Source organism: Enterobacter sp. CPE_E890 (assembly GCF_046521475.1).
GTDB lineage: Bacteria > Pseudomonadota > Gammaproteobacteria > Enterobacterales > Enterobacteriaceae > Enterobacter > Enterobacter adelaidei.
The window spans coordinates 564774-578977 of the sequence record NZ_JBKFZW010000001.1 but is presented as its reverse complement, the minus strand read 5'-3'; the positions used below and the strand labels follow the sequence as shown (position 1 = coordinate 578977).

Below are 14204 nucleotides of genomic sequence, written 5' to 3'. Positions count from 1 at the left end.
TTTCAAAGCAAAAGTGAATTTTAAGTTGCGGGATGAAATGTCATTTTTTACGTCTGACAAAACATCCCTTATTATGGCTGATAGTGAAACCTTAAGCCCCTTTCAACATATCAAACACCACGCGGGCAAAGCCCTTCGCCAGTTCAGGATTAGAAAGGTATTGCACCATCATCTCCTGCTGGGCTTCATTGCTGTCCATAACAGCGTCATCAATCGCCTTCGGGAAATCCCCCAACATCGCCTGTTCGCGCGTATTGTTCGCGATCTGGGTCATCACCGCCTGGTTTTCTGACAGCTTGTCGCGCACCGCAAAGGCATAATTGATCATGTCTTTATCGGTCAGATTATCGGTGACAAAAAGCTCGTTCAGACGAGCCAGGATATTTGAAAGAAACTCCTCTTTCTTGTCCTTTGGTTTCGCCGTTCCGACATCATTACCCGGTTTGATTTTGTATTCTTCAGCATCCTCTTGCAGCTTCAGGTGCTGTTCGTGGAGTTTTGACAGGCGGTAATGGCTCATCTCCACGTTGCTTAAATTAATTTCACCTTCTTCAATACGCTGTTCATGCAGTAACGGACGCAAATGACGAGCAAAGAGACTCAGCTTTTCAAGATTCTTGTCGTCATAATCGACGATTTGCGACATAAACTCGTAAAAGCGGACAAAGCTGCCGAGATCTTTCTTGAAGATATCCAGCTTACTTTTTTCTTTCTCGCAGTCCTTAAAGGTGTATTCCGCATTGGTTATCAGCACAACATCGCCGGTTTTTTTAGTGCGTTCAAACATCTCTTTGGCCAGCACATAGGAATCAATCGCTGAGGTGTAACGATGCTTCCAGCGCTCTACTGCAGGTTTGCAGATATTGCTAATGGCCGCGTTGGATTTGTTTTTACTGAAGAACGCCTCACAGAACTGCTCCACTTCGTTCCACAGGAAAATACCGCTGGTACGCAGCTTTTCAAACAGTTCAAAGACGAGCTGCGGGTCGCTGACATCCGTCAGTTCTGCTGTCTGGTAGTACGGCTGGAAAGCTCCCAGAATCTCGTCGGGCTCGTTGTAGAAATCGAGCACAAACGTGCCGGACTGCGCCTTCCCTGGATAGGTACGGTTCAGGCGCGACAGAGTCTGCACACACTCCACGCCGCCCAGCTTTTTATCCACATACATAGCGCAGAGCTTAGGCTGATCAAAACCGGTCTGGAATTTGTTGGCCACCAGCATCACCTGGTAGTCGTCGGTATCAAACGCTTTGCGCATATCCCGGCCTTTCAGGCCTGGGTTCATATTGATCTCGGTGAACTTTTGATTGAGCAGCGCAAGGCTGTTGTGGTCATCTTCATGGAATTCCACCTCCCCGGAGAACGCCACCATGGCGCTGATCTTGTCGTACTTCTGCTCGGCGATGTATTTATCGAACGCCAGCTTGTAACGCACCGCCGCTTTACGCGAACTGGTCACCACCATCGCTTTCGCCTGGCCAGCCAATAAGTGCATCACATGCTTACGGAAGTGCTCAACAATCACCTTCACTTTCTGCGACACGTTATGATCGTGCAGCGAGACCCACTGGTTCAGTTTGATCTTCGCTTTCTTACTGTCCACTTCCCGATCAGGATCGTCCAGCTTTTGCAGCAGCTTGTACGCCACTTTGTAGTTGGTGTAGTTCTTCAGCACATCAAGAATAAAGCCCTCTTCGATGGCCTGGCGCATAGAGTAAACGTGGAACGCTTCCGGCTTATTGGTTTTTGACGCTGGTTCCTGCGGATTCGGGCGACGGCCAAACAGCTCCAGGGTTTTGGCTTTCGGCGTGGCGGTGAAGGCGTAATAGTTGAGGTTGTTGCTGCCTTTACGCGCGGCGACGGTGGCATCCAGAATATCTTCTGAAGACATCTCCACATCATCATCCGTTTCTTCAGTCATCAGCACTTCTTTCAGCTGACGCGCCGTAGAACCGCTCTGCGAGGAGTGCGCTTCATCGGCAATCACCGCGTATTTACGCTGCTTGAGGCTGACGCTGTTTTCAATCGCCTTCAGGACAAACGGGAAGGTCTGAATGGTGACGATAATAATCGGCTGCGAGTTTTCCAGCGCGCTCGCCAGCTTCTCCGATTTAGAACCATCACCCTCTTTATTATTGATACGCCCGACCACGCCATCCTGATGCTCAAACTGATAGATGGTGTCCTGCAGCTGATCGTCCAGCACGGTGCGGTCCGTCACCACAATCACCGAGTGGAACTGCTTCTCGCCATTTTCGTCGTACAGGCGGGAAAGCTGGTGAGCCGTCCAGGCGATAGAGTTCGATTTTCCCGACCCCGCACTGTGCTGAATCAGGTATTTATTGCCGGTGCCTTCCACCGTGGCGGCGACGATCAGTTTGTTGACCACATCCCACTGGTGATAACGCGGGAAAATCAGGCTCTCGCTCTTGTACTTCAGGCCAACGGCGTTTTCTTTTTCGACGATTTGCAGATGCACAAAACTGGCGAGAATTTTCAGCAGATTGTCTGGCAGCAGCACCTCATTCCACAGGTAGCTGGTGGCGTAGTCATTGGCATCTTCCGGGATATCATTCCCCGCACCGCCATCATGGGTGCCTTTGTTAAACGGCAGGAAGAAGGTTTTATCGCCATCGAGTTTGGTCGCCATAAACACTTCGTACTGGCTGACGGCAAAGTGCACCAACGCGCCGCGTTTAAAGGTCAGCAGCGGCTCAGGTTTATTAGTGCCTGGGTCCTTCGGCAAACGCGTTTTCATATATTGCGTAATGGCGTTTTGCACCGTCTGCTTAAATTCGGACTTCAGCTCCAGAGTCGCAATCGGCAGACCATTGACGAACAATACCAGGTCGATACGCCATTTCTTCGCCTTCACGCCCGTTTCTTCAAACGCGGCGTTCGACGCATGCGGGCTGTAAACCAGTTCAGGCACGATGCGACAGATATTTTGTTTATAGCGCGTAAGGGTTTCCGGATTGAGATTATGTTCCGGCTTAAACTGGCACAGCGAAAAACGCGCATTATGGCTTTTGATGCCGTGACGCAGCACGCCGAGCGTGCCGTAGGTGCGAGACAAAACATCAGTGGCGTTGATATCCGCTTTTTTCAGCTGCGCCACCAGCGCATCAAGAAAATGACGCTCGGTATCGGTAGGGTAAATTTTGGCAAACTTCTCCCACTCCTGCGGCTGTGTGGTCTGCACAAAGGTCAGCGCATCCTGCGAGTACAACGCACGTTCGCGATCGTAGCCGTCCGTTTTGCCACAAATCCAACCTCTTGCTTCCATCTGAGCAATCATCTCATTCTGAAAAATCAGCTCTTTGGTGCTGTCCATGCTCATGCGGTAGCCTCCTGTGTCTCCTCAATATCCTGCGTCTCAGGGGCGACCCAATCACGGACGTCAATTTTTCCGGTGACGGCGGCTGAGATTAGGGCTGTGCGGCGTTCCTGGAGAAGTCGGATACCTGTTAATGCTTTTTCTTCCAATAACTCAAAGCGTATCATTTGGTCTGAGATGCTCTTAATTATCGAATGTTGCTCATCTATCGGTGGGACAGGGATCAATCCATTTGCAAGATACTCATGCTCAATGCTTTCGACAGTAGCCCCTTCTTTTGTCCATTCCAACAACAAAGAATTGACATTCCCGTTGATAAAATACGCGGCATAAAGGGCCTTCATTCTTTCATTAAACCTTAACGCTTTCATATCCTGATTCATCGTAACCTTTACGATATTTATAGCCACAGGAATATTTCGCTGAAGAATTCCAGAACGAACTACCATGAGCAATGAACCTTCTTCAACATAGTTTGTTGAGGATTCACTTACTGCTTTTGGTGTAACATAATCTTGAGTTTCTGAAATCCAAAAATACTTCATATCTTTCGGCGAAACCCATGGAACAGTCCCCCCCTGCCAATAAGATAAGTTATCTTTTGTTGGAGTCCCACCCCCACTAAAACTGCACAAATATTTAAGTGGTACGAGTTCCCAATGCTCCGGCAATTCCCCTAACCACTCAACACCAGAATCTTTCATCGTCACATCAGGGTTTAGCCCTTTGGTGACGGCATGAATAATCACTGCCTGACATTTTTCTTTCAGTAGTTCAATCAGTTGCTGTTGCTTCTCGATCAGATCATCGATTTTTGTGGTTTCGTGATCGAGGAACTCTGCTATGGTATTCGCTTCCTTACGATTCACTTTTACAACATTTAATGCTCCAAGTCGTTCGGAGTTCAAGATTTTTAAAACATTTCCAGTAGCTAACTCTTCAAGCTGTGCTCTGGCAGCCTGCAAAAGATAATAATTGAATCGTTCACAATCACGGAAAGTAGCGGCGGTAAGTTGCTGGTTAGTTGAAACAGTTTCCTTTACATAGCCACATTTCCCTATTGTTCCTATACAACAAATCAGTGTCGAATTAGGTTTAATATGCCTCAGCAATTTCCAACCGATGTCGCTAACATATTTAGAGGCATGTGTCCCAAATCCACTTTCATTTAAATCTTCAGGCCTAACCCAAGGATATCCTTCATCCGCATAGTTATCTTCGTTCTGAGTTGGGGGAGTTAAGCCTGTGATAAGTGAACATAAGCGTTTTAATGCTGTGCAATCCCAATGGGTGGGAATATCCCCCAACCACTCAACCCCAGAATCCTTATACTCCGGATACGCCTTATACTTAGCCATCAGGAATGTACCTCCTGCAACAGCTTCATAATCTCGGCGCTGACCGTATCCAGATCGGCATCAATCTCTTCTAACGGGCGCGGTGGCTGATAGACATAGAAATGGCGGTTAAACGGAATCTCATAGCCAACAATCCCCACCTCGCCATCTTTCGCATCACGCTTATCGGCGTTGATCCACGCGTCATTCACGTGCGGTAGTACTTCTGCTTTGAAATAGTTTTCAATCAGGTCGCTGGTGGACAATGCAGGGTTCAGTGGCACGTTTTCGTTATCGCGCAGCTCGCCGTCCTGCTCAAACTCAACAACCTTACCTTTGTATTCAAATGCACCGTACAGCGGCTGAGCGGCTTCTTTCAGCGCCTTCTTCACCACCGGCTCGGCATCCGGGTTTTTTGTGGTGATGGCATCGATAAACTGTTTGTTCTCTTTGGCGTCCAGCTTCACTCCAGCCGTTTTGATGGCCCCTTTCAGGGTCAGCTGGAACTGGTTGAAGTCATTGCTTACCCGCGTTTTGCCACCAGTCTGCGTACCCAGAGCCGTCTGAATCTGCTGCGTTTTTTCCATTAACTCACGCTGCGCCAGCCACAGTTTGCTGTCGAGCAGGTCTTTAATCTGCTTCTCTTTCAGTTCGGCAAATTCAGCTTTGATGATGGCGCGCGCTTCTGCTTCCAGCTCAGAGAAATCACCATAGGTCTCCTCCTGCCATTGGGCTGCGAACTCTTCATACAGGCGCTCCATCGGCGCGTTAAACGGTTTCGGTGCAAAACGCAGAGTTGCAATCGCCTCATCCGTGATCTGAGCGGATAAACGCAGTGGGCGCTCAATAGTCAGGCGGCGATAGCCAAAGTCGGTACTGTTAAAGATTTTGCTGGCGAAGGTTTTCGGCGCTTCGGTTTTGGCCGTTGCTGGCTGACGGCCACGGTTGGATTTTTGCTCGGCGGCTTTTTCCAGACCCAGTTCTTCCAGGGTTGTGACATCCACCACCTCAAAATCGCCAAAGGTCTGCGTGATCAGTTTAATGTCGTCATCGCCCATCAGGTTACGCTTGGAACCCAGTGATTTACGCATTTTGCCGCACAGGTTGGTGCCATCAATCAGCTGTACTTTTCCTTTACGCTCAGGCGCTTTCTTGTTGGAGAGGATCCAGACGTAGGTGGCAATGCCGGTGTTGTAGAACATGTCCGTTGGCAGTGCGACAATGCCTTCCAGCAAATCGGCTTCCAGAATGTAGCGACGGATTTCACTCTCGCCGCTGCCCGCACCACCGGTAAATAGCGGTGAACCATTAAGGATAATCCCGATACGCCCGCCGTTGCTTACGGAGCCATCCACATTGTGGTTGTCGCGCATTTTGCTAATCAGGTGCATCAGGAACAGCAGTGAGCCGTCGGAAACACGCGGCAGGCCCGGGCCAAATCGACCGTTAAAACCTTTCTGCGTATGTTCGTCGTTAATCTCGCCCTCGATCTTCTTCCAGTCCACGCCAAACGGCGGGTTAGAGAGCATGTAGTCGAACTGGTCCTGCGGTAACTGGTCGTTAGAGAGGGTGTTACCCAGCTTAATGCGGCTGACGTCCTGACCTTTGATCAGCATATCGGCTTTACAGATAGCGTAAGACTCTGGGTTCAGCTCCTGGCCAAAGGCTCGCATGACCGCGTTAGGGTTCAGTTCGTGCACATATTCCATGCCTGAAGAGAGGAAGCCGCCGGTCCCGGCCGTCGGGTCATAAATGGTGCGGATGATACCGGGCTGCGTCAGGGCTTCATCATCTTCCATAAACACCAGCGAGGTGGTCAGGCGCACGATATCGCGTGGGGTAAAGTGCTCACCGGCAGTCTCGTTAGAGCTTTCCGCGAAACGACGGATAAGCTCTTCAAACACCAGGCCCATTTCATAGTTGGAAATGGCTTTCGGGCTGAGATCGGTGGTGGCAAATTTCTTCACCACTTTAAACAGCAGGTTGGCATCCTCCAGCAGGCCGACAAACTCGCTGAATTTGAAGTGCTCGAAGATTTCACGCGCGTCCGGGGAGAACGCCTGTACGTAGCTTTCCAGGTTGGCTTTGATGTCGTTCTGCCCCATCTTCCCCAGATCCATCTTCGAGGTATTGAAGAAGGAGAGCCCGCTGGCGCGCAGCAGAAACTTCTCTTTGGCATCTTCCGGCAGTGGGCTCGTTTTTAATTCATCATATTTCGCCACAACCGCGTCTTTAGTCTCTGCCAATACACATTCAAGACGGCGCAGCAGCGTAAAGGGAAGGATCACGCGCCCGTACTGAGACTGTTTGAAATCACCGCGCAGCAGATCGGCCACCGACCAGATAAACGCAGCCGTTTGGGAAAAGTTAGTGTTAGTCATGAAACCCTCGGGGAGATCGCAGCCATAATGCAAATGTGCACAGGCAAATATTCATTTTTGGAATCCAGTGCGCAAAATCATACCCGCTATAAAGGCTATCGCAAACGATACAGGGCAAAGAAATGAACAATGATATTGAATAACTAATTATCAGCAGAGTGAGTAATGTGGAATCTGCTTGCTGTTCATAAAGGAAAATAATTGGGTGGATAGGGGATTTCAGACACAAAAAAAGCCGCCCTTAAGCGACTTTGATTTACATCTGTTGGTGCCGAAGGCCGGACTCGAACCGGCACGTATTTCTACGGTTGATTTTGAATCAACTGCGTCTACCGATTTCGCCACTTCGGCACTGAAGGGGATGCGGAAACGTTGTGGATTATACCTGTCACGCGCCGCCATGCAAGCGGCGACGCGCTAAACCCGCGCTAAGTGCCCAAAAAACCAGCGCCCTTCATCAATCCAGCTCGGAAACCGCCAGCCGAATCACCCTCGCCGCCTTCTGCTCCGGCAGCGCCAGCACCTTCGCCCACATCTCCTGCACCATATCGCAGGAGAGCTTCTCTTTGCCCACCGCCTTATCCGGCATCTCCAGCAGTTGGATGTCCTCGCCGTACTTATCGGCAAGTTCCTTCATAATCGGTCGCACATCCTCAACAGCCGCCTCACGTTCGGCCGGGGTCACGGTGTGGCTGTTTTTGCCGTAGGCTGCGCGCATCATATCGGCGTCGGCCTGCATACGGCGGGCCATCATCTGTTGGTCCAGCACGCGCATCGGGTTGACGCCGCCTTTCACTGCCGGGTACAGGAAGCGGAAACAGGCGTCGTCGCTCACCTTTTGGATTGCGGCAGTCTGCTCCATGTTGACCTTCATATATTCCACCACGTTGGCGTCCGGGGCATGCTGCAGGCGTGACATCTGCAGGGTCAAAATCTGCGGCTGGATGACGTCGATAATGTGCTGTTCAGACTCGCCCGCTTTCTGCATGGTGAGGATCTGCTCGCGAATGCGTTTCTGGAACGCGGGTTCTTGTTCTTTGATGACCTGCCAGGCGGGCATCGTGTTGAGGGTGGTATCAAGCTGCTGTTCGGGGGTGCGCTGCATACGCTGTTTGTCGAAGTACACCCAGAACGCCACGGCGGCGGCCGCGATGATGACAATGACAATACGGGTCCACGTTTTATTCATCTCGCATCCTTATCCTTTAGCTATGCCGGTTTACACCGGCACGCCACTGTGGAAGCGAAACTCGTTGTCCGGTGTCGAGATAAGTGTGGCTTCAATTTCGCCAAAAAGCTTTATACGCGGTGAGATATCGTTATCGCTCACCTGCTGGGCCAGCGTCAGGTAGTCCTGATAATGGCGCGCTTCCGAGCGCAGCAGCGAGAGGTAGAACTTCTGCAAATCATCGTCGAGGAACGGGGCCAGCGCGGCGAAGCGCTCGCAGGAGCGGGCTTCGATGTACGCGCCGCAGATAAGCTTGTCGATCAGCGTCAGCGGTTCGTGAGTGCGTACTTCTTTCAGCATTCCTTTGGCGTAGCGGCTGGCGGTAATTTTGACGTACGGAATGTCGCGTGCCAGCATCGCCTCGCGCACCTGCCAGAAGTGGTGCAGCTCTTCTTTAATCAGCAACACCATGCTGTCGATAAGCGCCTGGCCCCACGGGTCGTCAGTTTTGGGCATCACGCTTTTGCCAATCTGCTTGTGCAGGGCGATGAAGTCCGGCTCCGGGCCGTCGCGGAAGGTGAATTGTTCGTAGGGTTTGAGCCAGTCGAGCAGCGCGTCGGCACCGCTTTCGTCGGCGACGTATTTACGCACCAGCAGCAGCGCGGTCTGGGCGGCCTTGAGCTCGCACACCATGTGGTCGGTGAGCAGCAGCGGCAGGTTCGCCGGGTCGCGGGCTTGATCAATCCATGCTTGCGGGGTCGGGCACTGGAGGAAGTTGAGTACGGGGGCGAGTATCTGCGGGTAATCCATGTTTAAACCTTGAAAGCGGCAGCATGCACTGCCGCTTGAACGCTATTAGTGACGCACGCCGTCGTCGTCTTCGTCGATATAATCTTCGTCGTCGCCTTCTTCGCCGTCTTCACCGTTCGGATCTTCGAAGTAGGTTCCCCAGCCGTCGTATTCCACGTCGAACTTCTCGGCCAGGTTCATCAGCTGTTCAACCTGCGCGTCGATCAGCTCCGCCTTCAGCGCGCCTTCGCTCAGGATGTCGCAGCAGATGACGGTGTCGCCCTCTTCCACTTCCAGCTCTTCCGGCTCGGTCACTTCGTAACCCAGTTTGAAGGCTTCCACCGCCATTTTTTCCAGCGCGTCGAAATCATCCGCAGAGAAATGGTGCTCGATGGTGTACAGCGCGTCCGGATCGCTACCGTCTTCCAGCAGCTCTTCAATAATCAGACGCGTCTCTTCGCGTTGCTCTTCCAGGTGTTCCGGGTTTGCCATGGCTCAATCCTCTTTAAAGTGCGGCAGATACTTCTATTTTCACACACGGACGTGTTTGCCTCCACCTTTGTGAGAAAGATTTGTTAAACGGGGTTGCAAATGAATAATTACACATATAAAGTGAATTTTAATTCAATAAGTGGCGTTCGCCATGTGAGGATAAAATGTCTGATTTGTACAAGAAACACTTTCTGAAATTGCTCGACTTTACCCCTGCACAGTTCACTTCTCTGCTGACTCTTGCCGCACAACTCAAAGCCGATAAAAAAAATGGCAAGGAAGTACAAAAGCTTACCGGTAAAAACATCGCGCTCATCTTCGAAAAAGACTCAACCCGTACACGATGCTCTTTCGAAGTTGCCGCATTTGACCAGGGCGCGCGCGTCACGTATTTAGGGCCGAGCGGCAGCCAGATTGGGCATAAAGAATCAATTAAAGATACCGCACGCGTGCTCGGACGGATGTACGACGGCATTCAGTATCGTGGTCACGGTCAGGAAGTGGTTGAAACCCTGGCACAGTATGCGGGCGTGCCGGTGTGGAACGGGCTGACCAACGAGTTCCACCCAACGCAGCTGCTGGCGGACCTGCTGACCATGCAGGAGCACCTGCCGGGCAAAGCGTTTAACGAGATGACGCTGGTTTATGCAGGCGATGCGCGCAACAACATGGGCAACTCGATGCTCGAAGCCGCAGCGCTGACCGGGCTGGATCTGCGTCTGGTCGCTCCGAAAGCCTGCTGGCCGGAAGAGAGCCTGGTGGCGGAGTGCAGCGCGTTGGCCGCGAAGAACGGCGGGAAAATCACCCTGACGGAAGATGTGGCGGCAGGCGTGAAAGGCGCGGACTTCATCTACACCGACGTCTGGGTGTCGATGGGCGAAGCCAAAGAGAAGTGGGCGGAGCGGATTGCGTTGCTGCGCGGGTATCAGGTGAACGCGCAGATGATGGCGCTGACCGGCAACCCGAACGTGAAGTTCCTGCACTGTCTGCCGGCGTTTCATGACGACCAGACTACCCTCGGCAAGCAGATGGCGAAAGAGTTCGATCTGCACGGCGGGATGGAAGTGACGGACGAGGTGTTTGAGTCGTCGGCGAGCATCGTGTTCGACCAGGCGGAAAACCGGATGCATACGATTAAGGCGGTGATGGTGGCGACGCTTGGGGAGTGATCCTCTCTCCCACATTGAAATGGTGATTATCTGCTGAATTAATTTTCAGCAGATAATCATTTCCGGCCAATTGGCATAAAAAATTCATTTTCCTGACACTTCCCAGAGATACACATCAACCATAATATGTATTTATGATTTTATTAGCCATTATTTATTGGATAGATAATGGTTAATATTAACTCATTATCTATTACAAAACATTGTATATTAAAGGCGTAATATTTCCTTATTGCTGCATTTCGTTAATAAGGATTATTTATGTCATGGAATAAGCACGAAGCTGTGTCATATGCCCGCAGCCACTCACATCATAAAAGTACCGGTTACTGCGCTCGCGCCGTTGCTGCTGCTATCCGTGCCGGAGGATTGAAGATTGATGGCGCTGATGCAAAAAACTTCTGGCGATCACTTGAGAAGGCAGGATTCAGTAAGGTGTACGGCACCCCTATTGAAGGTGATGTTGCAGTCATTGACGCATTACCTGGTGCGCATCAGAACGGGCATGCATGTATCTACGACGGATCGGGTACCTGGTATTCAGACTTTAAACAGAACAGCCTTTATCCCGGTCCGACATATCGGAAGATACAGCCAAAAATCACCCTTTACAGGCACTACTGATATGAAAAATATCTTACCGCTTCTCTTCATATTTTCTTTCTCTGCGATGGCTGGTCATTCTGATCCGATTGAGCGTGCGGTTAAATTTAACAGCTGGTACGTTAATCAAATCAACAAAGATGCATTTCCGATCACTGATGGAAACGAAATAGATAAATATGTCACAGCATCAACAATGAAAAAACTCCGTCACGCGCAGGATCCTCGCTATGCAGACGAAGAGTTTTACGAGGCAGATATATTTTTAAAAGCGCAATACGTCGGCGATGACTGGCCGCAGAATGTAACAGCCATAGCTGGGGATACCGATCCAGTCTGTGTCAACGTATACATTGCATTCGGTAAAAAGCAGGACCACGTAGTCATAGACTGCATGGTTAAAGAAAACAACTTATGGAAGGTACAGTCGGTTTCAAATGCGGATTTTTCAAGAAATCTGGCTACCACGAAATGAGCCAAACGACGTACTGACAATAATACTGATTCGGTACGATCTTCTTGCCGGGTGGCGCTGCGCTTACCCGGCGTACAAAACCCTGGGTGAGGGTCTTACTCCACCAGAATCTTCACAACGACTTTACGCACCTTAGCAGGTGCCCCCACCGCGCACAGCGGTTTATGCACTTCGCCCGGCCAGAACACCACAAAATCCCCTTCGCTCAGCACCACCGTTTTCTCCTGCTCACCTTCCGGCAGAAACGCGATGTCTTTATCCGCCAGCCAGTCTGTGTCCGGTGTACCGTGCGGCAGAGTGCTGAAGGTCATCCCTTCTTGCCCCTTCATAATGATCTGGATGTCCAGATAACGTGCGTGGTACTCGGCGCGGCGCTCGGCGAACGGCTGGGTCATGTCTTCCGAGACCAGATAAAACAGGTTGTTGCCGTCGATATCGTGCTTGCCCAGCGGAGTGGCGTCGTTGACGTGGGCTTTAACGTGCTCAATGGCCTGGCGCAATTCGTCAGGGAGCCAGGATTGCAGATGGTGGATATTGCCGATAATCATAAACAAACCCTCAATATAAAACATCGTTTCACTTTAATCTTTTATACGAGAATTCTCACTGCCATACCACCGCTTTCACGACAGGTTTTGCGCCAGCGCATGTTTATCGGGAAATGTGTTAATTTGCTGTTAAGCCCTCACAGGCATTTATGCAGTCGTTATGCATAACCTCAGATCTTCGTGGTCTCGCCCTATCGCTAACTCACTGATCGTATGGCGTTAACAACAAAACTCTCTCCGGGCTCACACTTTATCATTTTGATAATTTGCTATTAAATCCCATAATTATTTATTGATTTTCCTTAAGTTGAAAATAGTTAATTACTAATACTGCATAGTCATTCCTCTCATAATTTTTATTCTTTTAAAATCAACAGGATAACAAAATATTTCAAATGATTAAATTCCACAAAATAATAACAACTCCAAATAACACCAGCGCATCCTGCTTAGCTATTCACCCGGCAATTATATCCAATTCATCATTATCTGATGCGAATCATGCAAATGAAAACAAACCGCTTAATATCCGGTTTCACGTGAGCAATATCACAATACGGATTATTTAACCGCCTAGTATGAACCTCGAAATCAATTGAGCTTAGCCGCCATGGAAATAATCACATCACATGGCGCATGCCCTTTTTATTCTGAAAAACAGTTAAAGGAATAATTATGGAAAAGCATTATGTCGGTTCTGAAATTGGTCAATTGCGTAGCGTTATGCTGCACCGTCCAAATTTAAGTCTGAAACGTTTAACGCCGTCGAACTGTCAGGAATTACTCTTCGATGATGTGCTCTCGGTTGAACGGGCGGGTGAAGAGCACGATATTTTCGCAAACACACTGCGCGAGCAGGGTGTGGAAGTCCTGCTGTTGACCGACCTTCTTACTCAAACGCTTGATATTGCAGAAGCAAAAGCCTGGCTTCTCGAAACCCAAATCTCTGACTACCGCCTCGGGCCAACCTTTGCAGGTGATGTGCGCGGCTGGCTGGCGGATATGCCGCACCGTGAACTGGCGCGCCGGTTAAGCGGCGGATTAACCTACGGTGAAATTCCGGCAGCCATTAAAAATATGGTGGTGGATACCCACACGGCGAATGATTTTATTATGAAGCCGCTGCCTAACCATTTATTTACTCGCGACACTTCCTGCTGGATTTATAACGGCGTGTCCATTAACCCAATGGCTAAACCGGCTCGCCAGCGTGAAACCAATAACCTGCGGGCCATATATCGCTGGCATCCTGCGTTTGCTGACGGTGATTTTATTAAATATTTCGGCGACGAGAATATTAATTACGATCACGCGACATTAGAAGGTGGCGATGTATTAGTGATTGGACGCGGCGCGGTATTAATCGGCATGTCAGAGCGCACAACGCCACAGGGTGTGGAATTCCTTGCTAATAGCCTGTTCAAACACCGCCAGGCCGAGCGCGTGATCGCCGTTGAATTGCCAAAACACCGCTCCTGCATGCACCTCGACACCGTGATGACCCACATCGACGTGGACACCTTCTCCGTCTACCCGGAAGTGGTGCGCAAAGATGCCCAGTGCTGGACGCTCACCCCGGACGGACGCGGCGGTCTGCTGCGTACTCAGGAAACCGACCTGCTCCACGCCATCGAAAAAGCCCTCGGCATTAACCAGGTGCGCCTGATCACCACTGGCGGCGACGCCTTTGAGGCCGAGCGCGAGCAGTGGAACGACGCCAATAACGTTCTGACCATCCGCCCGGGCGTGGTGATTGGCTACGAGCGCAACGTCTGGACCAACGAGAAATACGACAAAGCCGGCATAACCGTGCTGCCGATCCCAGGTGACGAACTCGGACGCGGTCGCGGCGGCGCGCGCTGCATGAGCTGCCCACTGGAACGTGACGGAATTTAAAGGAGTCAT

General features: G+C 50.6%; 12 protein-coding genes and 1 tRNA gene. 5 read left to right on the top strand and 8 right to left on the bottom strand.

What is annotated here, in order from left to right; translation table 11 throughout:
• Positions 1-91 precede the first annotated feature (91 nt).
• The 7 genes from ACLHV9_RS02780 to rraB all read right to left on the bottom strand — a co-directional run bounded on the left by ACLHV9_RS02780 (position 92) and on the right by rraB (position 9504).
• Positions 92-3340 carry a type I restriction endonuclease subunit R gene (locus ACLHV9_RS02780; RefSeq protein ID WP_407220147.1) on the bottom strand — a complete coding sequence of 1083 codons (3249 nt, stop codon included), beginning with the start codon at positions 3338-3340 and terminating at the stop codon, positions 92-94.
• Positions 3337-4695 (bottom strand): restriction endonuclease subunit S, encoded by a 1359-nt coding sequence (locus tag ACLHV9_RS02775; protein ID WP_407220146.1) that lies wholly within the window; start codon positions 4693-4695, stop codon positions 3337-3339. Before ACLHV9_RS02775 ends, ACLHV9_RS02780 begins: the two co-directional genes overlap by 4 nt.
• Positions 4695-7055, bottom strand: coding sequence for an N-6 DNA methylase (locus ACLHV9_RS02770; protein ID WP_407220145.1), 2361 nt, complete (start codon positions 7053-7055; stop codon positions 4695-4697). The genes ACLHV9_RS02775 and ACLHV9_RS02770 overlap by 1 nt, the downstream gene beginning before the upstream one ends.
• A gap of 266 nt (positions 7056-7321) precedes the next feature.
• Positions 7322-7406, bottom strand: a tRNA-Leu gene (locus ACLHV9_RS02765).
• A gap of 106 nt (positions 7407-7512) precedes the next feature.
• On the bottom strand, positions 7513-8244 hold the full coding sequence (locus ACLHV9_RS02760; RefSeq protein WP_407220144.1) for a topoisomerase II: 732 nt from the start codon (positions 8242-8244) through the stop codon (positions 7513-7515).
• Positions 8245-8274: 30 nt separating this feature from the next.
• Positions 8275-9033, bottom strand: a complete 759-nt coding sequence (gene miaE / locus ACLHV9_RS02755; protein WP_134708457.1) for a tRNA isopentenyl-2-thiomethyl-A-37 hydroxylase MiaE — start codon at positions 9031-9033, stop codon at positions 8275-8277.
• A gap of 45 nt (positions 9034-9078) precedes the next feature.
• Complete coding sequence (gene rraB, locus ACLHV9_RS02750) at positions 9079-9504, bottom strand: ribonuclease E inhibitor RraB (RefSeq protein ID WP_025759886.1); 426 nt, start codon at positions 9502-9504, stop codon at positions 9079-9081.
• Between the two features lie 99 nt (positions 9505-9603).
• On the opposite strand from rraB, the gene argL reads away from it, so the two are divergent.
• The 4 genes from argL (at position 9604) to ACLHV9_RS02730 (ending at position 11751) form a co-directional block, all read left to right on the top strand.
• A complete protein-coding gene (argL, locus tag ACLHV9_RS02745) occupies positions 9604-9699 on the top strand; it encodes a putative translational regulatory protein ArgL (protein ID WP_213014347.1) in 96 nt (31 codons plus the stop codon).
• Entirely contained in the window at positions 9669-10673 is a 1005-nt protein-coding gene (argF, locus tag ACLHV9_RS02740) for an ornithine carbamoyltransferase (RefSeq protein ID WP_407220143.1), read from the top strand. The genes argL and argF overlap by 31 nt, the downstream gene beginning before the upstream one ends.
• Positions 10674-10934: 261 nt before the next feature.
• Positions 10935-11297, top strand: a complete 363-nt coding sequence (locus ACLHV9_RS02735; RefSeq protein WP_028016509.1) for a hypothetical protein — start codon at positions 10935-10937, stop codon at positions 11295-11297.
• Between the two features lies 1 nt (position 11298).
• Positions 11299-11751 (top strand): DUF3828 domain-containing protein, encoded by a 453-nt coding sequence (locus ACLHV9_RS02730; RefSeq protein WP_028016508.1) that lies wholly within the window; start codon positions 11299-11301, stop codon positions 11749-11751.
• A gap of 95 nt (positions 11752-11846) precedes the next feature.
• Here ACLHV9_RS02730 and ACLHV9_RS02725 read toward each other — a convergent pair whose 3' ends face one another.
• Positions 11847-12299, bottom strand: a complete 453-nt coding sequence (locus ACLHV9_RS02725; protein ID WP_108089475.1) for a YhcH/YjgK/YiaL family protein — start codon at positions 12297-12299, stop codon at positions 11847-11849.
• A 675-nt stretch (positions 12300-12974) separates the two neighbouring features.
• Between ACLHV9_RS02725 and arcA the strand changes: the two genes are divergently transcribed.
• Positions 12975-14195: an arginine deiminase gene (gene arcA, locus ACLHV9_RS02720; protein ID WP_008501384.1), complete on the top strand. Its 1221-nt coding sequence runs from the start codon at positions 12975-12977 to the stop codon at positions 14193-14195.
• Positions 14196-14204: the final 9 nt, after the last annotated feature.

Bases quoted from the DNA above. Each gene is read 5' to 3' on its own strand.
- ACLHV9_RS02780 (WP_407220147.1), bottom strand. From the start codon at position 3,340: ATGAGCATGGACAGCACCAAAGAGCTGATTTTTCAGAATGAGATGATT.
- ACLHV9_RS02775 (WP_407220146.1), bottom strand. From the start codon at position 4,695: ATGGCTAAGTATAAGGCGTATCCGGAGTATAAGGATTCTGGGGTTGAG.
- ACLHV9_RS02770 (WP_407220145.1), bottom strand. From the start codon at position 7,055: ATGACTAACACTAACTTTTCCCAAACGGCTGCGTTTATCTGGTCGGTG.
- ACLHV9_RS02760 (WP_407220144.1), bottom strand. From the start codon at position 8,244: ATGAATAAAACGTGGACCCGTATTGTCATTGTCATCATCGCGGCCGCC.
- miaE (WP_134708457.1), bottom strand. From the start codon at position 9,033: ATGGATTACCCGCAGATACTCGCCCCCGTACTCAACTTCCTCCAGTGC.
- rraB (WP_025759886.1), bottom strand. From the start codon at position 9,504: ATGGCAAACCCGGAACACCTGGAAGAGCAACGCGAAGAGACGCGTCTG.
- argL (WP_213014347.1), top strand. From the start codon at position 9,604: ATGAATAATTACACATATAAAGTGAATTTTAATTCAATAAGTGGCGTT.
- argF (WP_407220143.1), top strand. From the start codon at position 9,669: ATGTCTGATTTGTACAAGAAACACTTTCTGAAATTGCTCGACTTTACC.
- ACLHV9_RS02735 (WP_028016509.1), top strand. From the start codon at position 10,935: ATGTCATGGAATAAGCACGAAGCTGTGTCATATGCCCGCAGCCACTCA.
- ACLHV9_RS02730 (WP_028016508.1), top strand. From the start codon at position 11,299: ATGAAAAATATCTTACCGCTTCTCTTCATATTTTCTTTCTCTGCGATG.
- ACLHV9_RS02725 (WP_108089475.1), bottom strand. From the start codon at position 12,299: ATGATTATCGGCAATATCCACCATCTGCAATCCTGGCTCCCTGACGAA.
- arcA (WP_008501384.1), top strand. From the start codon at position 12,975: ATGGAAAAGCATTATGTCGGTTCTGAAATTGGTCAATTGCGTAGCGTT.